This window comes from Pseudovibrio denitrificans JCM 12308 (assembly GCF_001310815.1).
Taxonomy (GTDB): Bacteria; Pseudomonadota; Alphaproteobacteria; order Rhizobiales; family Stappiaceae; genus Pseudovibrio; species Pseudovibrio denitrificans.
In genome coordinates this window covers 150,718-169,401 of sequence record NZ_BAZK01000005.1, presented here as the reverse complement: position 1 = coordinate 169,401, position 18,684 = coordinate 150,718, and the positions used below count along the sequence as shown (strand labels likewise).

The window sequence follows — 18,684 nt, the reverse complement described above, 5'->3', positions numbered from 1 at the left end:
TGAAGCGGCCGCCCGAAAATGATGCGTCAATACGAACTTGTTGAGAGAGTAACCAGCTACAATCCTGATACGGATGAAGCGCTGCTCAACAAGGCATATGTTTATGCCATGCAAAAGCATGGTACCCAGACCCGCGCCTCTGGGGATCCTTATATTTCCCACCCTCTCGAAGTTGCAGCCATCCTCACCGACATGAAGTTGGATGATGCGACCATTGCTGTTGCCCTGCTTCATGACACTATTGAAGACACCGATGCCACACGTGCCGAAATTGATCGCATGTTTGGTGAGGAAATCGGCAAACTCGTAGAGGGCCTGACCAAGATCCAGCGACTGGATCTGGTATCCCGTAAAGCCAAACAAGCTGAAAACTTCCGCAAGCTTCTGCTTGCCATCGCTGATGATGTCCGCGTTCTCCTCGTAAAACTGGCCGATCGGCTGCACAACATGCGCACCCTGCACCACATGCGGGAAGATAAGCGCATCCGCATTGCCGAAGAGACCATGGAGATCTATGCGCCGCTCGCAGGCCGCATGGGTATGCAGGACATCCGCGATGAGCTGGAAGACATCTCCTTCGAGACCCTCTACCCGGATGCTCGCAACACCATCCGCGAGCGCCTTGCGATCCTGCACAGCAAGAACGAAGGCCTGATCACGGACATTGAGGAAGACCTCACACAGCGCCTCGCCGAACAAGGCATCACCGCCAAGATCAGCGGGCGCGAAAAGCGCGCTTACTCCATCTTCCGCAAGATGGAAGAAAAGTCCCTCGGCTTCGAGCAGCTCTCAGACATTTACGGCTTCCGCGCAATCGTGCCTGCACTGGAAGATTGCTACCGCGTACTAGGCGTCATCCATACAGCTTGGCCATGCGTACCGGGCCGCTTCAAGGATTACATCTCCACGCCGAAGCAGAACGACTACCGTTCCATTCACACCACGGTAGTGGGACCAAAGCGTCAGCGCGTTGAGCTGCAGATCCGTACTCAAGCCATGCACCGCATCGCAGAAAACGGCATCGCGGCACACGCGCTTTACAAAGACGGCGTCACTGGCGGTCGCAACATTCAGTCCATGACCGCGGAATCCCGAGCTTATGGCTGGCTACGCGGCACCATCGACCTGCTGGCACAAGGTGAATCTCCGGAAGAGTTCCTCGAGCACACAAAGCTTGAGCTCTTCCACGATCAGGTCTTCTGCTTCACACCAAAAGGCCGCCTGATCGCGCTGCCGCGCGGCGCAACACCGATCGACTTCGCCTACGCAGTCCATACGGACATCGGCAACACCTGCGTTGGCTGTAAGATCAACGGACGCATCTCCTCACTGGTCACAGAGCTGACCAACGGTGATGAAGTCGACATCGTGCGCTCACAAGCGCAGACCCCTCCTCCAGCGTGGGAAAACATCGCCGTCACCGGTAAGGCACGCTCTGCTATCCGCAAAGCGACCAAAGCCTCCGCCCGCCAGCAATACGGCGGCCTCGGCAAACACATTCTGGAACGCGCCTTCTCTCACGCAGGAAAGGACTTTGATGAGGCTGCTCTGGAAGCACACATCAAGAAGTTCAACCTGGAATCTACACTCGACCTACTCGTCGCCGTAGGCCGTGGTGACATTCAGGCAGGCGCAGTCCTCGAAGTCGCATATCCGGACTATGCGCCAGCACAAGGCACTGACCGCAATACAAGCACCCCTCCAGCAGGCTCAGCCTCTGAAGGCTGGTTCGATCTGGATAAAGGCAGCTCGGTCAAGTTCAAGATCCCTGAGGGGTCAGAGGACGGTGCAAAGAACGGTTCCCTACCGATCCGCACAAGCGTTTCCGGCTCTCTTCCAGTACGCTTCGCCCCAAGCGGCGGCGCAGTACCGGGCGACCGTATCGTTGGCATTCTGACACCAGGTGTTGGCATCACTATCTACCCAATCCAGTCCCCGGACCTGAAAGAGTTCGACGATCAGCCAGAGCGCTGGCTCGACGTTCGCTGGGATATTGACCCGAATGCACCAGAGCGCTTCCCGGCGCAAATCAGCGTGTTTGCAGTTAACGAACCGGGATCACTGGCGGCTATCACCAAAGTGATTGGCGACCATCGCGGCAACATTGATAATATCAAAATGATCCGCAAAGCCTCTGATTTTCACGAGATGCTAATTGATCTTGAGGTATGGGATTTGAAGCACCTGAATCTGATCCTGAACCAGCTGCGTGCCAAACCCAATGTCTCCGAAGCGCAAAGGGTGAATGGCTAGCCGCTGATAATAAAAAGGAAAACCCATGGGCCCAAATGCAGTCCTGGACGTTTTCAGAGAAACAGACGCCCTGAAGGAAGGCCACTTCGTTCTTCCTTCAGGCTGGCACGGCTCAGCCTACCTTCAACGACAAAAGCTGCTGGAGTATCCCGACAAAGTCGAGATACTCGCCTCCGAGCTGGTCAAAAAAATCGCCGCTCATCAGCTCCTGAACTTCTCCCATTTCGTTGCCCCCAGCTTAGGTGGCCTCATCGTTGGCCTGCAAACTGCAAGAATCATGCAGAAAAGTGCCCTATGGTTACGTCGCGAGGGTGGCGCGCTGACCACAGGCCCGGCAACCATCCCTCCAAAGTCAAATGTATTTATAGTTCAGGATGTTGTAGGAACAGGTCATCTATGCCTATCCACAATTGAGGCCTTGCAGTCACTGTCTCTTAACACCGTAGGTGTTGGTTGTTTTATCGACAGGAGTCTTGAGGATACAGACTTGGGAGTACCGCTAATATCTCTTGCTCCATTAAAACTGCCGGTGTATGCAGCCGAGAATGTACCAAAGGAACTCGCTGAGATACCGGCCATAGAAACAACCCCTGTCGAGCCATTCACCTGGCACGATTGAGAATAAGCAAAGTACTTGAACCGAAATGATTTTTAAACGGCGGGATAAACCAACAAGAATAGAACGTATCCGCGTGGCTGTCTGGCCGCGTCACAGTTGGTCTCGCTCATTCAGGTACTTTTCAAAGCGCGTCCTGCGCCTCTCAGCAAGCCCTCAAAAAGTGGCTGCAGGGTTCGCAGCCGGTGCCGCCGCCTCATTTACACCGTTCATCGGCTTTCACTTCATTCTCAGCTTCGTTCTCGCCTACATCCTGCGCGGCAACCTCTTAGCCGCCGCATTGGGCACAGCAGTCGGCAACCCACTCACCTTCCCGTTTATCTGGGCCAGCACCTACAAGGTCGGCCTTTACATCATGGCTGAAGGCGATCGCCCACTGCCGCATTTTGGCGATAAGCTCGATCACTCCATGCTGTCTCAGTCGCTGGACACCATCTGGCCAATCCTGAAACCCATGTTGATTGGCTCAATCCCATTGGGTCTTGTCGCTGGTGTTTTCTTCTATTTCGTTGTTCTGGGTTCTGTGTCCACCTACCAGAAAGCCCGTGAACATCGCTTCCGCCTGAAAAGAAAACTGGCAGCAAGAAGCAAAAAAGCAGATCAGGACAAATAAAAGCGGGCAGCTGGTAAAGCGCCCACCCCTGATCAGATGAACAAGAACGCTCCTTGAAAAAGCATTGCACCTGAACAACTTACTCTGAAGGCTTGTGGGTTTTCCGCTCACGCGCCAATATATCCGTCAATCAACGAGGCACAGATGATTATTGGCATTGGCAGCGATCTGAGCGACATCCGCAGAATAGAGAAAACGCTCTCCCGTTTTCCTGATCGCTTCACAAAACGCGTCTTCACAGACGTTGAACGCGAAAAGGCAGAAGGGCGCGCCAACAAGGCAGCGACCTATGCAAAGCGCTTCGCCGCCAAGGAAGCCTGCTCCAAGGCTTTGGGCACCGGCCTGTCAATGGGTGTTGCCTGGAAAGAGATGGGCGTGGTCAACCTGCCAAGCGGCAAGCCAACTCTGCACCTGACCGGCGGCGCGAAAGAAAGACTGGATAAACTTGTGCCAAAAGGCTTTGTGCCACGAATTGACCTTACAATTACGGATGATTACCCGCTGGCTCAGGCATTTGTGGTCATTTCGGCCTGGCCGGAGGACTGGCCTGGCCTAGAGCCGTGAAAACGTAAATGAACTGGATTGCAGAAGTGGTCTTGAACCGCTAAGAGATCCACCTATGTGAATTTTATTGTCTGGGGACTGACTCGCCTTAACAAAGTGATGGGCACCGGGCCAAGCGAGTATTCTCTTACCACGAAGGATGAACATGAGCCAATCCAAAGAAAAGGAGCAGGAAGGCGGCGTATATGAGACCATTAAGGTCATCGCCCAAGCACTGCTGCTCGCTCTGGTTGTTAGAACATTTCTTTTTCAGCCATTTTTTATTCCTTCGGGCTCCATGAAAGACACTTTGCTCATTGGCGACTACCTGTTTGTCTCCAAGTATAGCTACGGCTATTCAAAGTACTCCTTCCCGTTTGGGCTGGCACCGTTCGAAGGCCGCATCTGGAGCTCACCGCCAGAGCGTGGTGAAATTGCTGTCTTCAAACTGCCGAAAGACAATTCTACAGATTACATCAAACGTGTGATTGGCCTGCCGGGCGACGAAATTCAGATGATCAACGGTGTGCTGCACATCAATGGCGAAGCTGTTGAGCGCAAGCGTATCGACGATTACATCGAAAAAGATGCCTACGGCAACATCCACAAAATCCCGCGCTACATTGAGACATTACCGAATGGCGTGAGCTATCAGACTCTTGATATCACAACCAATGGCTCGCTGGACAACACACCCGTTTATCACGTACCAGCAGATCGCTATTTCATGATGGGCGACAACAGGGACAATTCGCAGGACAGCCGCGTACTTTCTGAAGTGGGCTACGTCCCGTTCGAGAACTTTATCGGCCGCGCTGAGATCATCTTCTTCTCCGTTGAAGACGACCAGCCAGCATGGATGTTCTGGAAATGGCCTTGGACCGTTCGCTGGGATCGACTTGGTGACGTACTCTAACAAGCCTGCAGCGCAGGCTTTGAAGGAATTAGCCGGAATATGAGCAGAAGAAAAAGACCGGTATCTGACGCAGCGCTGGAAGAGCGCATTGGCTACAAGTTCACGAACAAGGAACTCCTTGTTCGTGCGCTGACTCATGCCAGTGCCCTTCCGGTCGCCAAGCTTCTTTGCAAAGCTACCAGCGCCTTGAGTTTCTTGGCGATCGCGTGCTTGGCCTTGCGATTGCGACAATGCTGGAAGAAAATTTCCCTAAAGCGGATGAAGGGGAACTTGCTCGTCGCCTGAACCAGCTTGTGAAGCGCGAAACCTGTGCTGAGGTCTCTAAGGTCATTGGCATTGGCCAGCACATGCGCGTGGGCGAAGCTGAGGCGCACACTGGCGGCAGAACCAAAACGGCAATTCTTGCAGACATGTGCGAGAGCCTGATTGCAGCAATTTACCTTGATAGCGGATTTGACGAAGCAGAGAACTTCATCAAGCGCTATTTTGCTGAAAGAATGGTATCTTACACAGGCCCGTTGCGAGACGCCAAAACAACGCTTCAGGAGTGGGCGCAGTCCAAAGGACGCCCTACCCCGCAATACGAAACAATCTCTCGCAGTGGTCCCGACCACGCCCCGATCTTCAAGATCCGCGTCAACGTGGAAGGTGTGGACCCGGGCGAAGCAGTTGGAAGCTCAAAGCGCATCGCTGAACAGTCCGCTGCCGAGAACATCCTGCGCCGCGAAGGCGTGTGGAGCGAATAGGTCTTAAATGAACGACGAAAACAACAACAACGACGACCTGCCGGAAGGCTTCAACTTCGGCCTGGCGCCGGTCAACGAAAACTCACGCGCTGGCTTTGTCGCGTTGATTGGCGCGCCAAACGCGGGCAAGTCTACGCTGCTGAACCAGTTGGTTGGCACAAAAGTCTCAATCGTCACCCACAAGGTGCAGACAACCCGCGCAATCGTACGTGGCGTTGCCATTGAGGACGACAGCCAGGTTATCTTTGTTGACACTCCTGGTATCTTCCGCCCGAAACGCCGTCTCGACCGCGCAATGGTCGACACAGCCTGGGGCGGTGCAAAAGACGCTGACGTGGTGGCCGTGCTCATCGATGCCAAGAAAGGCATCAATGAAGCTGTTGAGCGCATCCTGAACGAACTGGAGCATATCAAGCTTCCAAAAGTCTGATCCTCAACAAGATCGACATCACCAAGCGCGAGCAGTTGCTGGAGCTGGCAGCAAAAGCCAACGAATACACCAAGTTCGATCAGACCTTCATGGTATCCGCCATCAATGGCTCAGGTACCAAGGACATTCTGAAGTACTTCTCTGAGCAGATGCCAAAAGGTCCATGGCTCTACCCGGAAGATCAGGCCTCCGACATTCCTCTGCGGATGCTGGCAGCTGAGATCACCCGTGAGAAGCTCTATCTGCGCCTCCATGAGGAACTGCCGTACATCTCCACCGTCGAGACCGACAAGTGGGAAGACAAAAAGGACGGCTCCATCCGCATCGAGCAGACCATTTTTGTTGAGCGTGACAGCCAGAAGTCCATCGTGCTGGGTAAGAACGGCCAGACCATCAAGGCAATCTCCAAAGCGGCACGTGAAGAGCTCACCGAAGCTTTCGAGACCAAAGTCCACCTCTTCGTGTTTGTGAAAGTGCGCGAGAACTGGTCCGACGACCCAGAGCGTTACCGCAACATGGGACTGGACTTCCCTCATTAGAGCAAAACCATGCAGTGGCAGGCAGAAGGCATCGTCATTGGAACGCGCAAGCAGGGTGAAAACAACATCCTGCTTGAAGTCCTGACGCCTGACAGAGGCCGTTGCCTTGGTTTGGTGCGCGGCGGCAGATCACGCCGCCAGCAACCTGCCCTTCAACTAGGCAACCACCTCAATCTCACATGGCGCGCCAGACTGGATGAGCATCTGGGCTTCTTCACCGTTGAGCCCTTACAGCTCCGCGCGGCCCACCTCATGCAAACGGCACGTGCCATTCACGGCCTGCAAAGCCTGTGCGCACAAATCCGTCTGTTGCCAGAACGCGATCCACACCCCAATCTGTTCCATGCGCTGGATGTCATCCTCGACCATCTGGAAGATCCGCAAATCGGCGCAGCGCTCGTGCTTCGTTTTGAGCTGGAACTACTCAATGAACTTGGGTTCGGTCTGGATCTCACAGAATGCGCTGCCACTGGCGTGACAGATGAGCTGATCTGGGTCTCTCCCAAATCCGGCAGAGCCGTTTGCAAAACCGCAGGCCAACCTTACGCCAGCAAGCTTCTAACCCTGCCAGAGTTCCTGAAAGCCCCGCAGACACGCCTTTCACAAAACATCCAGATCTCGAAAGGCGACATGGAAGCTGGCTTCTCACTCACCGGATACTTCCTTTTCAAATACATCTACGAGCCGCGCAGCATCCCTTGGCCACCGGCACGCGACAGCTACGTGACAGCGCTCAAGAAAGACTTCGCCGAGCTCTCAGACATGAGCTGAGAACTTGCAGCCTCAGTCTGACTGCGGTCCATTTCCACCCGGCAGAACAATCACTGGCCCAGTGCTATCCCCTCCCAGCGGAACATAACGCTTTTGAGGTGGCGGAACATAAGGGTGCTGATCTTCTGGTGGAGGCTGAAACCAGCTGCGAAGAACGCCCGGTGCTTCAACAACGGAGTTCTGCTCCGCCCATTCTGTTTGGGCACTCTGCTGCGCCGAACCTTGAGGGACGGATCGCTCAGTATCTGCAGCATGACTGCAAGCAGAAACCGCAACCACCCCAAACGCCATCACAAATCCTTTGACAGTAAGCACCTGCATAAACTGCATCGGTTCACCTCCCTACTTCTTCTTGGTTTTACCTTCAGGGATCACCAGCATAGGACTGTTGCTCTTACCACCCAGTGGAATACGGATTTCAGACTGAGCAGGCTCTTGCTTCTTGGCTGTCTGCTTTGGATCCTTCTTCGGATCAGTCGCAGCGGCTTTGGGATCTGCCTTGGTGGTCTTCGTAGTTGCCTTCGACTTGTCCGCGTCAGCCTTTTTATCAGACTTCGGGAACTCCAATTTGATTTGCGGAGAAGACTTGCCGGAACCAGCCAATACCTCAGGCGCAGCAAGAGGCTGCCTGCAAATGCAACAGTGGCGAATACGGAAAGAGTTTTCTTATAATTCAACACCTTATCTCCCTGCCAATAACAATATCCTGCCATTTCCTAGGCTTAGGGTAGTCGAGCAAGTATCAGGCTGACTTAAACCAACGCTGCAAATTCGAGCATTGGTCGAAACAGGTTGTTACCGCTGCTATTTGCGGTTGATTAAGGAGGGCTACGTATTCATCACACTGAGTCGCAAAACACATGCCCGTTACACAGGACTAAACCTCGAAAAAGCGCTGTTTTCTGAGGATTTCATAGGCAGAACGGTGCGTTAGCATGGACAGAACAAGCCAAGAACGATAACCAAGTGTCATGGGACAGGAAGTGATTGGCCAGGATGGCCCGGAAACAATCAATCTTAAAGATGCACTGGAAGAGCGCTACCTCAGCTACGCTCTGACAACCATCATGCATCGCGCACTGCCAGATGTACGCGATGGCCTGAAGCCAGTGCACCGTCGTATTCTCTACGGCATGCGCCTTTTGAAGCTCGATCCTAATCAGGGCTTTAAGAAGTGTGCGCGTGTTGTCGGTGACGTCATGGGTAAATACCACCCGCACGGTGACGCCGCCATTTACGACGCTCTTGTCCGCCTCGCGCAGGATTTTTCCGTGCGTTATCCGATGGTGGACGGTCAGGGCAACTTCGGCAACATCGACGGCGATAGCGCCGCTGCGATGCGTTACACCGAAGCGCGCATGACTGATGTGGCCACCCGCATTCTGGATGGCCTCAACGAGAACGCTGTCGACTTCCGCGAAACCTATGACGGTCTGGACTCTGAACCGGTTGTTCTGCCGGGCAGCTTCCCGAACCTGCTGGCCAACGGCTCCACAGGCATCGCGGTGGGTATGGCAACCTCCATCCCTCCACACAACGTGCACGAGCTGTGCAACGCCTGTCAGCATCTGATTTCAAAGCCGGATGCTGAAGTGGAAGAGCTGCTGGAGTTCATCAAAGGCCCGGACTTCCCAACTGGCGGTACCATCGTCAACGACCAAGGCTCCATTCTGGAGGCTTACAAAACTGGCCGCGGCAGTTTCCGCACCCGCGCCAAATGGCACAAGGAAGAAGGCGCCCGCGGCACCTACAACATTGTTGTCACCGAAATTCCTTATCTCGTTCAGAAGTCCCGCCTGATCGAGAAAATCGCAGAACTCCTCATGGCGCGCAAACTGCCGCTGCTGGATGACATCCGCGATGAATCTGCAGAAGACGTGCGCGTGGTTCTGGTGCCACGCAACAAGAACGTTGACCCTGAACTGCTCATGGCTTCTCTGTTCAAGCTGACGGACCTGGAAAACCGGTTCTCGCTGAACATGAACGTCCTGTCCAAAGGCGTCGTGCCAAAGGTCATGAGCCTCAAGGACGTTCTGCAGGAGTGGCTTGAGCACCAGAAAGAGGTTCTGGTTCGCCGCTCCAACCACAGACTGGACCAGATCAACCACCGTCTTGAGGTTCTGGAAGGCTATCTGGTTGCCTACCTGAACATCGACGAAGTGATCCGCATCATCCGTGAAGAGGACGATGCCAAGGCGTCCCTGATCAAAGCCTTCGACCTGACAGAAGTTCAGGCCGAAGCGATCCTGAACATGCGCCTGCGCTCTTTGCGAAAGCTTGAAGAGTTCGAGATCAAAAAAGAACACGACAAGCTCTCCAAAGAGAAAGCTGGTCTGGAAGCCCTCCTCGCCTCTGACAAGAAGCAGTGGAACCGAGTTTCCAAACAGGTCGGCGAGATCGGCAAGGCCTACGGCCCTGAAACCGAAATCGGCGCCCGCCGCACAAACTTCGGCACAGCTGATGATCGTGATCTGGAAGAGATCAATCAGGCCATGATCGAGAAAGAACCAATCACGGTTGTTATCTCCGAAAAAGGCTGGATCAGAACGCTGAAGGGTCACGTGCAGGATGTGACCAACCTTGCCTTCAAGCAAGGTGACCAGTTGCACCTGTCCTTCCATGCAGAAACCACCAGCAAGATCCTGATCTTCACCAGCGGCGGCAAGTTCTACACCCTTGGTGCTGACAAGCTGCCAGGCGGCCGTGGCCATGGTGAACCGATCCGCCTGATGCTGGACATGGACGAGACGCAGGAAATCGTCAGCGCCTTCGTACACGATCCAGAACGCAAGCTCCTCATGTCCACCGACGGAGCCTATGGTTTTGTCGTTCAGGAAAAAGATGTGATTGCCAACACCCGCAAAGGGAAGCAGGTCCTCAACGTGACAGCTCCTGCAAAAGCTGTTCTATGCGTACCGGCTATTGGAGACTATGTCGCGGTCATCGGCCACAACAGAAAACTCCTCACCTTTCCGCTTGCCCAGATCGCAGTCATGACGCGCGGTCGCGGTGTGCGTCTGCAGCGCTACAGAGACGGTGGCATTTCCGATATCAAGACCTTCGATTCCGAAGAAGGCCTGACATGGACAGATGCTTCCGGTCGCATCTTCAAGCGCACCCTGGAAGAAATGCAGGACTGGCGCGGAGACCGCGGTCAAGCCGGGCGCCTGCCACCAAACGGCTTCCCACGAACCAACAAATTCGATGGAAATTCAACAGGTTAACGCAAAATTCGGAATCAAACTCTTCGCAGTTTTGCGACCACCTACAAAAACAGAGCCGAAATGGCTCTGTTTTTCGTTTCAGGTGAATCATAGTCTCAGCAACGCCTGCTAAGTGACTCTAAACGCAGGAGATCTGAACGGCAGCAACGCACAAAACAGCGTATCCACGTAGGTAGAGGTGCGCGTCAAACGCCCGCCAGTCAAAAGACCAACAGCTCCTGCTTTCTGTTTGATATTATCAGTCCCATAGATCTCATCAATCGCATGCCCCAGTTCCATACCAGACCGCACCAATTGCATCACTTTGTCTGGCAGCGGAAGCAGCATGGAACGGCTTGCAGAGACCTGCCCTTCACGCGAGATCACAACCATCCAGGCAAAGGTGTAGGCAATGCCATGCAACTCACAAATGCCGCCTTCCAGCCCTACACCAAAGTCCGCATCGGCTTCTGCTTCCAACGCATTTTCCGCACGCTGAACAGCACCCTGACGCGTCTCCTCATCACTCATCGGCTGATCAGCAACGCCAGATGGCACACTGGCCGAAACCAGATCAATCTCATCTGCAGGGAACTGAGCCCTGAACGCCTCAAGCGTCGCATTCACCTTGACCGGATTTTGAGAGGCAACAACAACTTTCATTAAAACACTCCAGAACAATCAGAGTTCTCTGGCCTACATTTTGGGCAATCAGAAACAGACCGCAACACACGCACAAGCAAAGGCAAAATCACGCCTGACCTATCTCACTGACGCTCCATTTCGCTTGCCTGATCACCAAACGGCGCTTCAAGATCACTCCGCGTGAAAACAGGATAGACGGGCAGCTCAGGCGCAGCTTGGATTGCCGGAGCCCCTTCACCGCGCCAAATAGCACAAATAACGGCCCGTACATCTGCGCCTTCTTGCCTAGCTAACTGCAATGCATCAGCAACAGCCCCACCGGTAGAGATAACATCTTCTACAAAGACAACCTTTCGCCCAGTCAGATCCTGACCCTCGATCGCACGGCATGTACCGTAAGATTTAGGCTCTTTTCGAACAAACGCTGCAGGAAGACCAGTTTCCAGAGACAGCGCAGTAACAAGCGGGACACCGCCAAGCTCAAGGCCAGCGATGATTTCCGTCTCATCCGGAAGCAACGCGCTCATGGCTTGTGCGAGTGGTCGTAATATGTGGGGAAGTCCTTCGAAGCTGTACTTATCGAAGTAACGATCAGAAACCTGCCCGGAACGAAGTACAAACTCACCTTCGAGCGTTGCAACTTCCGCAATTTGCCGCGCGAGATCGGGCAACAACAACTTCGTTTCACTAGACATCCGCTCCACCTCCAAATTCAGTTGCCCCTTCTTAAAAGGAATGCAACTTTCCGGCAAGTTTTCGCGGCAGTCTTAATCGAGCAGGTGTAAGGAGAGGAGCTGGAGCATCACCAGCAAAACTTGAGATGCTCTAGCCGTTTTTCAGCAGACGTTGCTTTTCGCGGTTCCAGTCCCGCGTCTTTTCAGTCTGGCGTTTATCGTGGGCTTTTTTACCCCGAGCCAGCGCAACTTCCATTTTCGCCCGTCCATCTTCATTGAAGTAGATCTTCAGCGGCACGATGGTCTTGCCTTCCTTCTGAACAGCAGCAAACAGCTTGTTCAGTTCCCGGCGATGCATCAACAGTTTACGTGGACGGCGAGGCTCGTGGTTAAACCGGTTGCCCTGCGTATATTCAGGGATGTAGATGTTGTAGACCATCATCTCACCCTGATATTCAGCGGCATAGCTTTCGGCGATGTTGCTTTTGCCTTGACGAAGAGACTTAACTTCAGTCCCCTTCAGCTCAATGCCAGCCTCAAACACATCTTCAATTTCGTAGTTAAAACGGGCCTTCCGGTTATCCGCAACAACCTTGCGCCCGGGAACGCCACCTTTTTTGGCAGCCATTTCTTTTCCTTATTTCACTCAATAAAAGCCTCCGCGCACACTCCTATAAGGTGCGCGGAGCAATAGCTTAGTTGATCAGGCCTGCATGAACCATAGCCTTGCGAATGCTATCCTGAGTTTCTTCAGTTACCTGAACCAGTGGCAAGCGCAGCTCGTTCTCCATTTTACCAAGCAGAGACAGAGCATACTTTGGACCAGCTGGGTTCGGCTCAATGAAGAGAGCCTGATGCAGCGGCGCAAGACGGTCCTGAATGGACAACGCAGTCGCGTAGTCACCCGCCAGGCAAGCTTCCTGGAACTGAGAGCACAATGCAGGAGCAATGTTCGCAGTCACGGAAATGCAGCCAGTCCCGCCATGTGCATTAAAGCCAAGCGCAGTGATGTCCTCACCAGAAAGCTGGATGAAGTCCTTGCCACACAGATGGCGCTGCTCGGAGGCGCGCGCAAGGTTCGCTGTCGCATCTTTCACGCCAACAATATTGTCCACTTCATGGAACAACTCAGCCATGGTCTGGCTTTCCATATCAATGATGGAACGACCTGGAATGTTGTAAATGAAGATCGGCAGATCTACAGACGCAGCAATCGCCTTAAAATGCGCCTTCAAACCAGCCTGATTTGGCTTGTTGTAGTATGGCGTAACAGACAAAATCGCATCCGCGCCCACTTCCTGAGCGTGCTGCGCAAACTCAATTGCCTCAACCGGGTTGTTGGAACCAGCGCCTGCCATAACAGGAACGCGGCCTGCAGAAACCTCAACTGCCATCTGGATGACACGCTTGTGCTCATCAAAAGAAAGTGTTGGGCTTTCACCGGTTGTTCCCACGGGCACCAACCCGTGGGTGCCCTGTTTTATCTGCCAATCCACGAATTCCCGGAAGGCCTTCTCATCCACTTTGCCATCCTTGAAAGGTGTGACAAGTGCTGGAATTGATCCTTTAAACATCTCAGGTTCCTCGTTGGATTACATATATACAGAGCAAAATTTGCCAGTGCCCTCAAAGGGGTGGCATACAATAATGTGATCTAGCCTATCTCGGCAACATCACCAAGAGTTTCTCTTATAAGATTCGGGAATTTTTTTGTGCTCATATTTAGGCCAGTTTCACAGGTGAGTATTACGGGCCCTTCGGCAAAACATTAAACAGATATTTACCCTGTTTGTGGCAAGCAGAATGAGGGACTTTTTGGGAATTAAACCGTCCGGTGCGTTTTTGCCGGATTAACAGCACTCAGGTGAGACGGGCCGACGAGTAGTATGCGTATCCGTGAGTTTCTTTTAGTATCGACACGTGTTAGTGCGATTGCCATTGCCACGACATTTTCCGCATCGGCATTTTCTGCTGTATCCTCTTTGAATCACAGCGTAATTCCAGCTCCGAACCCTGCAAAGGTTATGCGCACCGCCGCCCTTAGCACGCAGAATGCTGCCGTGCAAAGCGGATCACGTGCCGCCACACCGCGCTCCAAGCCACCCGTGATCGGCAAGGGCTATGCAGGCGGAACGAACAACACTCAACTGTCCAGTTATGCCCCGGCAGCACCTGCTGCCAATGGCCCGGCACAAGTTTCAGGCCGCCCTTCCAGCCCGCAAAATGCACTGGAAGCAACCGCCGCGCTGACAAGTTCTTATCCACAGGGATTGAGCACAGCTCAAGCAACAGGGTCCGTTGAACCACTCAAAACAGTGCTCCAGCACGTCAAAGCCGGACGTCTGAATGAAGCACTGCGCGCCCGCAATGCATTGCCGAACAATCTTGACCGCCGTCTGGCAGATTGGTTCATCATGCTACGCGGTGGCCCGCAAACCCCCGTCACTCACATCGCCCAGTTCGCAGCAGATGCCCCGCACTGGCCAACAGCCAAAGTCGTGCGCGCACGTGGTGAAGCCGCCCTCGCCGCATCCACTCTGACACCGGATCAGATCATCGCGGCTTTCGGCTCAACTGTGCCCGAAACCAATGACGGTAAACTGGCGCTGGCAAAAGCACATCTGGCCAAAGGTAACCGCAATGAAGCTGCCAAGCTCATTCGCCCGCTTTGGCAAACCACAGCCTTTGAAACGAATGACGAAGCTGCCATCCGCAAGGCATTTGGTAGCCTGCTTCGTCAGAAAGATCACCGTCTAAGAGCAGAAATGCTCCTGTATCGCGACAGAGCAAAAGGCGCTGAACGCCTGCTTTCTGAACTGTCACGCGATGAACAGACATATATAAAGGCACGCATCGCCAGCATCCGCAAAAACGGCAATGCACTCAGCAAGTTGAAGAGCGTTCCGCGCTCTATGAAATCAGACAGCAACTATCAGTTTGCGCTGATCCAGCACTACCGCTTGCAGGGTGACTACAACACCGCCGCCAAGTTGATGGAAGCAGCGCCAACCGACCCAAAGGTGCTGCTGAAGGGCGACAGCTGGTGGAAACAACGCCGCGACATTTCCCGCGAGATGATCGAAGCAGGACAGCCACGCCGCGCCTATAACATCGCCGCCAATCACGCCGCAGAATCTCCTGGCATGATTGTTGAGGCCGAGTTCCACGCCGGCTGGTTCGCACTGCGCTATGTCGGAGATCCACGCCTTGCAGAGCCTCACTTCAAACGCATCGCGAAACTGGGCAAAACCTCCCAGACCCTTTCCCGTGCCTATTACTGGCTGGGCCGTACCCGCGAAGCACTGAAGGATACAGAAGGCGCTATCTCCTACTACCAGCAGGCCGGAGCGTTCCAGACTTCTTATTACGGACAGCTCGCCCTCGCCAAGCTCGGCATCAACCAAATGCCGCTGGCATCCCTGCCGGAAGTGACCTCAGCAGATCAGAGCGCTTTCAACAGCAACGAGCTCATTCAGGCGATCAAACGACTGGACGAAGCCGGACTGCACAATGATACACTGTTGTTTTATACACACTTGGCGCGCACACTTCCGACCAACGGACAAATCCGGCTCCTTACAGAGCTTGCAGAGTCCCGGGGCGTCTATCAGTGGGCCACCATGGTTGGTCGTCTGGCGCAGGCTGAACGCGTGGAAGCTGCACCACTGGCTTACCCAACCAACGCAATTCCGCGCAAAACGCGCATCACAAAAGGTGTAGAAAAACCAGTCGTTTACGCGATCGCTCGACAAGAGAGCTCATTTAACCCAAAAGCGCGCAGCAGTGCAGGTGCATTGGGATTACTTCAGCTCATGCCGGGGACAGCACGCGACACCGCACGCAATCTCGGCGTCTCCTACAAGAAGTCTCGCCTGACCTCTGACCCAGCCTACAACGCCACACTCGGCGCTGCATTCCTGGGTGAACTGGTAGAAGAATTTGGCGGCTCCTACATCCTCACCTTTGCAGCTACAACGCTGGCAAAAACAAGGTGAAGGAGTGGATTGAACGCTTCGGCGATCCTCGCGATCCAAAGGTTGATCCAATTGATTGGGTTGAATCAATCCCTTATGGCGAAACACGAAATTATGTTCAGCGTATTACAGAAAACCTGCAGGTCTATCGCTACAAGCTTGAAAACAAGCCCCTGACCATCACGCAGGATCTTACACGCGGGTACTGATCGCTTTCTTAAGCATTAATTTTTCAAAGAAGCCCGGCAATCATGTCGGGCTTCTTTGCATCTGAAACCGAACATCAACCTTTACCAAGCGAATGCCCATCTCCCCCTCAACTTTGACAAGACAGGTGAACAAACCTGCCCTATGGTGAGGATAACCACCCAGCGAGTCATCAGGCACCTGTTACAAAGCGTAGTCACGACAAGCGCCTGAACAACACTTTTGAGCAACAGTCAGAAGCCGGGGAACAAACCGGACCGCTCTGCTTTCGCTGGAAACGCAGAAGCATTTCGGGAGGATTTTATGCTTCAAGCCTCTGATTACATTGATGTTGATCTTCAAAACCTGACAGGCACAACCCGCTTCACCTGGAAAGCCAGCGACGGCCTCACGCTCTCCGCAAACATCTGGGAGCCAGACAATCCCCGCGAGCCAACCGTCCTCTGCCTGCCGGGCCTCACAAGAAATACCAGAGATTTCTTCCACTTAGCAAACTTTTTGAAAGAAAACGGCCTGCGCGTTATCGCCATGGATTACCGCGGCCGCGGCCATTCAGACCACTCTGAAGACTACGAGAGCTACAGCCTTGAACAGGAAGCGGACGACCTCGACCGCGGCATTGAAGCACTCGGCCTCACCAAGCTTGCCCTGGTCGGCACCTCCCGCGGTGGCTTCATTCCTTCTCTATGGCACAGCGCCACCCTGAACGCCTTTTGTCGGTCATTATCAACGACATAGGCCCTATCATCGAACCTCCAGCACTCGATGATATTGTCACCGCGGTTGGCACAGTCATGTCACAACCAAGCATGAAAATCGCAGCAGAACGTCTGGCCTCCATACACGGCACAACCTTCACCGCCATGTCCGAAGCAGACTGGATAACCTTCGCCAATCAATTATATACCCCATTTTCAGAGGGCGTAACACTTCGCTACGACAAACGCTTGGGCGACACCATCCGCGGAGAACACAAGGCCGCTCCGGAAGAAGACCTCTGGCCATCTTTCAGCGCCATGAAGCCCATCCCACACCTCCTGCTCCACGGCGAAAACTCGCGTCTTCTTTCAACAAACACCGTAGAGATGATGCAACAACGCCATGAAAACATGGAGCTATTGACAGTGCCCAATCAAGGTCACGCCCCACTGCTGTGGGACAATCTCAGTCAGGATCGCATCCTGAGCTTCATTCTCCAGCACGCATAAACACAAAAAAGAGGAGTTGGATCATGCAATCCAACTCCCAAGTTCTTCAAGAAACTCTATATTTTAGAAAGTCGTCTGAACCCTGAAGAGTGCACTCGCCTCGTCAAAATCCTTCTCATCATCAGGAGACGTTCTGGAGTACCCTAGGTCTACCCCCATCTCCATGCCGGCAACCGGAGACCAGACCAGATCCCAATCCAACGCAAACCGATCAAAGTCTGGAAGCGCCGCACCCGTCGGCGTATCAACCACCGCATAACTGGCATCAAAGTCAGTTCTCACTTCCGGCGTCACATAGTGTGTAAACCCACCAGAGAAGGACAAAGCCTCAGTCTTCCGCGTATCTCCATTGATGTAATAGGCGTCAAAAACCTCATCATCATCAATGCCTACGTAAGAAACAGCACCATTTGCATACTGGAACTGCAAGGCCATAGCATCCTGACCACCCAGTTGCGGCAGGTTAATAATAGCCCCTGCCCCCATGGCCCAACCGATATCACCAGGAACATATGCAGCTTCTGGACGTATATTCGTTACAGCAGCTGTAAGCTTGGCACTGCCCCAATCCCCATCCATCCGAAACGCAGCAATCGCATCCGGCGCTTTGTTACCAGCCTTACCATTCTCGCTGGCGACACCCGTAAACACGCCGTGTGCCCGATAAACCGGGTCTTCGATGGAAACGGTCACAGACACACCACCATCAAATACTTCGGTATAAGCCGCAGCCCATGAGTTGGTATCAGACCAGTCCCGATGCACCGCCCCAAACGTTGCTCCAGTGAAGAAGTCAAACAGAGAGCCTGTCCGGCCGATCGTGAAACCACCAAACTGAATGTACGCCTTGTTCAAATCCATTTCCGGAGACTCTCCATACCGTTCTGTATCGGAGTCCACAGTTGCACGAAGCTCGGAAAACGTACGAACAAAGCCAAACTCGGTCTCGGATCGCGCATCCATACGGATATAGGATCGCGCCCGGAAGCGCATAGAGTTCAGATCACGTCCCTTAGGACCATCATCAACCACCCCACCCCAGTTATTGGGCTTTTTGGGGAACCGACGATACTGCGCATCCGTCCGCACCCGCCCACTCAAACGCAGGCATGTCTGTGTTCCTGGAATAAAGAAAAAGCCCTCTCCGTAAGCATCACAGACCTGAACGTAGTCCAGCGGCTCTACCAGATTGAGCGGCTCAGGCTCAGCTTCAAAAACAGGTTTAGGCAAGTCAGTCGCCTGTGCTGCTACTCCGAATGACAGCAAGACCGGCAGGAATATTAGCTTCTTCGTCATGGTATCGAACCTCCATCCGTCACTCGGAGTAGTCGAACACCCACAAATGC

At 53.6% G+C, this 18,684-nt stretch carries 18 protein-coding genes and 2 pseudogenes; 13 read left to right on the top strand and 7 right to left on the bottom strand.

Annotation, left to right across the window (positions count from 1 at the left end; all coding sequences use genetic code 11):
* Positions 1–18: 18 nt before the first annotated feature.
* The 8 genes and pseudogenes from JCM12308_RS07890 (at position 19) to recO (ending at position 7,427) form a co-directional block, all read left to right on the top strand.
* On the top strand, positions 19–2,253 hold the full coding sequence (locus JCM12308_RS07890) for a RelA/SpoT family protein (RefSeq protein WP_014286080.1): 2,235 nt from the start codon (positions 19–21) through the stop codon (positions 2,251–2,253).
* Between the two features lie 25 nt (positions 2,254–2,278).
* The gene (locus JCM12308_RS07885; protein WP_008546661.1) at positions 2,279–2,872 is read left to right on the top strand and encodes a type I phosphoribosyltransferase; all 594 of its coding nucleotides are present in this window, start codon (positions 2,279–2,281) and stop codon (positions 2,870–2,872) included.
* Between the two features lie 25 nt (positions 2,873–2,897).
* Positions 2,898–3,482, top strand: coding sequence for a DUF2062 domain-containing protein (locus tag JCM12308_RS07880; RefSeq protein ID WP_054783379.1), 585 nt, complete (start codon positions 2,898–2,900; stop codon positions 3,480–3,482).
* Positions 3,483–3,626: 144 nt separating this feature from the next.
* Positions 3,627–4,046 (top strand): holo-ACP synthase, encoded by a 420-nt coding sequence (gene acpS, locus JCM12308_RS07875; RefSeq protein ID WP_008547316.1) that lies wholly within the window; start codon positions 3,627–3,629, stop codon positions 4,044–4,046.
* Positions 4,047–4,191: 145 nt separating this feature from the next.
* Positions 4,192–4,941 (top strand): signal peptidase I, encoded by a 750-nt coding sequence (gene lepB, locus JCM12308_RS07870; RefSeq protein ID WP_008546781.1) that lies wholly within the window; start codon positions 4,192–4,194, stop codon positions 4,939–4,941.
* A gap of 39 nt (positions 4,942–4,980) precedes the next feature.
* Positions 4,981–5,687 (top strand): annotated as a pseudogene (gene rnc, locus JCM12308_RS07865) (ribonuclease III).
* A 7-nt stretch (positions 5,688–5,694) separates the two neighbouring features.
* A pseudogene (gene era, locus JCM12308_RS07860) lies at positions 5,695–6,656 on the top strand (GTPase Era).
* Between the two features lie 9 nt (positions 6,657–6,665).
* Entirely contained in the window at positions 6,666–7,427 is a 762-nt protein-coding gene (recO, locus tag JCM12308_RS07855) for a DNA repair protein RecO (protein ID WP_054783378.1), read from the top strand.
* Between the two features lie 12 nt (positions 7,428–7,439).
* Here the strand turns inward: recO and JCM12308_RS07850 are convergent, their stop codons facing one another.
* Positions 7,440–7,757, bottom strand: coding sequence for a hypothetical protein (locus tag JCM12308_RS07850; RefSeq protein ID WP_054783377.1), 318 nt, complete (start codon positions 7,755–7,757; stop codon positions 7,440–7,442).
* A 12-nt stretch (positions 7,758–7,769) separates the two neighbouring features.
* A complete protein-coding gene (locus JCM12308_RS07845; RefSeq protein WP_054783376.1) occupies positions 7,770–8,030 on the bottom strand; it encodes a hypothetical protein in 261 nt (86 codons plus the stop codon).
* Positions 8,031–8,398: 368 nt separating this feature from the next.
* On the opposite strand from JCM12308_RS07845, the gene parC reads away from it, so the two are divergent.
* Positions 8,399–10,651 carry a DNA topoisomerase IV subunit A gene (gene parC / locus JCM12308_RS07840; protein ID WP_054783375.1) on the top strand — a complete coding sequence of 751 codons (2,253 nt, stop codon included), beginning with the start codon at positions 8,399–8,401 and terminating at the stop codon, positions 10,649–10,651.
* A 108-nt stretch (positions 10,652–10,759) separates the two neighbouring features.
* Here the strand turns inward: parC and yjjX are convergent, their stop codons facing one another.
* The 4 genes from yjjX to dapA form a co-directional block, all read right to left on the bottom strand.
* Positions 10,760–11,293, bottom strand: a complete 534-nt coding sequence (yjjX, locus tag JCM12308_RS07835; protein ID WP_054783374.1) for an inosine/xanthosine triphosphatase — start codon at positions 11,291–11,293, stop codon at positions 10,760–10,762.
* Positions 11,294–11,397: 104 nt separating this feature from the next.
* Positions 11,398–11,970 (bottom strand): orotate phosphoribosyltransferase, encoded by a 573-nt coding sequence (gene pyrE, locus JCM12308_RS07830; RefSeq protein WP_054783373.1) that lies wholly within the window; start codon positions 11,968–11,970, stop codon positions 11,398–11,400.
* A 130-nt stretch (positions 11,971–12,100) separates the two neighbouring features.
* Complete coding sequence (gene smpB, locus JCM12308_RS07825) at positions 12,101–12,577, bottom strand: SsrA-binding protein SmpB (RefSeq protein ID WP_008547141.1); 477 nt, start codon at positions 12,575–12,577, stop codon at positions 12,101–12,103.
* 67 nt (positions 12,578–12,644) lie between these two features.
* Positions 12,645–13,523, bottom strand: coding sequence for a 4-hydroxy-tetrahydrodipicolinate synthase (gene dapA, locus JCM12308_RS07820; RefSeq protein WP_054783372.1), 879 nt, complete (start codon positions 13,521–13,523; stop codon positions 12,645–12,647).
* 312 nt (positions 13,524–13,835) lie between these two features.
* On the opposite strand from dapA, the gene JCM12308_RS07815 reads away from it, so the two are divergent.
* The 4 genes from JCM12308_RS07815 (at position 13,836) to JCM12308_RS29365 (ending at position 17,338) form a co-directional block, all read left to right on the top strand.
* Positions 13,836–15,944: a transglycosylase SLT domain-containing protein gene (locus tag JCM12308_RS07815; protein ID WP_208978373.1), complete on the top strand. Its 2,109-nt coding sequence runs from the start codon at positions 13,836–13,838 to the stop codon at positions 15,942–15,944.
* Complete coding sequence (locus JCM12308_RS29375) at positions 15,941–16,132, top strand: lysozyme family protein (RefSeq protein ID WP_208978372.1); 192 nt, start codon at positions 15,941–15,943, stop codon at positions 16,130–16,132. The genes JCM12308_RS07815 and JCM12308_RS29375 overlap by 4 nt, the downstream gene beginning before the upstream one ends.
* 301 nt (positions 16,133–16,433) lie before the next feature.
* Positions 16,434–16,868, top strand: a complete 435-nt coding sequence (locus JCM12308_RS29370) for an alpha/beta hydrolase (RefSeq protein WP_208978371.1) — start codon at positions 16,434–16,436, stop codon at positions 16,866–16,868.
* Positions 16,844–17,338 carry an alpha/beta fold hydrolase gene (locus JCM12308_RS29365; RefSeq protein ID WP_208978370.1) on the top strand — a complete coding sequence of 165 codons (495 nt, stop codon included), beginning with the start codon at positions 16,844–16,846 and terminating at the stop codon, positions 17,336–17,338. Before JCM12308_RS29370 ends, JCM12308_RS29365 begins: the two co-directional genes overlap by 25 nt.
* 63 nt (positions 17,339–17,401) lie before the next feature.
* Here JCM12308_RS29365 and JCM12308_RS07805 read toward each other — a convergent pair whose 3' ends face one another.
* Positions 17,402–18,634, bottom strand: a complete 1,233-nt coding sequence (locus tag JCM12308_RS07805; protein ID WP_054783371.1) for a porin — start codon at positions 18,632–18,634, stop codon at positions 17,402–17,404.
* Between the last annotated feature and the right edge of the window lie 50 nt (positions 18,635–18,684).

What these genes read in the sequence shown, in the direction of transcription:
- JCM12308_RS29370 (WP_208978371.1), top strand. Translation starts at nt 16,434, where the DNA reads ATGCTTCAAGCCTCTGATTACATTGATGTTGATCTTCAAAACCTGACA.
- JCM12308_RS07890 (WP_014286080.1), top strand. Translation starts at nt 19, where the DNA reads ATGATGCGTCAATACGAACTTGTTGAGAGAGTAACCAGCTACAATCCT.
- yjjX (WP_054783374.1), bottom strand. Translation starts at nt 11,293, where the DNA reads ATGAAAGTTGTTGTTGCCTCTCAAAATCCGGTCAAGGTGAATGCGACG.
- lepB (WP_008546781.1), top strand. Translation starts at nt 4,192, where the DNA reads ATGAGCCAATCCAAAGAAAAGGAGCAGGAAGGCGGCGTATATGAGACC.
- pyrE (WP_054783373.1), bottom strand. Translation starts at nt 11,970, where the DNA reads ATGTCTAGTGAAACGAAGTTGTTGTTGCCCGATCTCGCGCGGCAAATT.
- JCM12308_RS07815 (WP_208978373.1), top strand. Translation starts at nt 13,836, where the DNA reads ATGCGTATCCGTGAGTTTCTTTTAGTATCGACACGTGTTAGTGCGATT.
- JCM12308_RS07850 (WP_054783377.1), bottom strand. Translation starts at nt 7,757, where the DNA reads ATGCAGTTTATGCAGGTGCTTACTGTCAAAGGATTTGTGATGGCGTTT.
- dapA (WP_054783372.1), bottom strand. Translation starts at nt 13,523, where the DNA reads ATGTTTAAAGGATCAATTCCAGCACTTGTCACACCTTTCAAGGATGGC.
- JCM12308_RS07880 (WP_054783379.1), top strand. Translation starts at nt 2,898, where the DNA reads ATGATTTTTAAACGGCGGGATAAACCAACAAGAATAGAACGTATCCGC.
- parC (WP_054783375.1), top strand. Translation starts at nt 8,399, where the DNA reads ATGGGACAGGAAGTGATTGGCCAGGATGGCCCGGAAACAATCAATCTT.
- JCM12308_RS07805 (WP_054783371.1), bottom strand. Translation starts at nt 18,634, where the DNA reads ATGACGAAGAAGCTAATATTCCTGCCGGTCTTGCTGTCATTCGGAGTA.
- smpB (WP_008547141.1), bottom strand. Translation starts at nt 12,577, where the DNA reads ATGGCTGCCAAAAAAGGTGGCGTTCCCGGGCGCAAGGTTGTTGCGGAT.
- acpS (WP_008547316.1), top strand. Translation starts at nt 3,627, where the DNA reads ATGATTATTGGCATTGGCAGCGATCTGAGCGACATCCGCAGAATAGAG.
- recO (WP_054783378.1), top strand. Translation starts at nt 6,666, where the DNA reads ATGCAGTGGCAGGCAGAAGGCATCGTCATTGGAACGCGCAAGCAGGGT.
- JCM12308_RS07885 (WP_008546661.1), top strand. Translation starts at nt 2,279, where the DNA reads ATGGGCCCAAATGCAGTCCTGGACGTTTTCAGAGAAACAGACGCCCTG.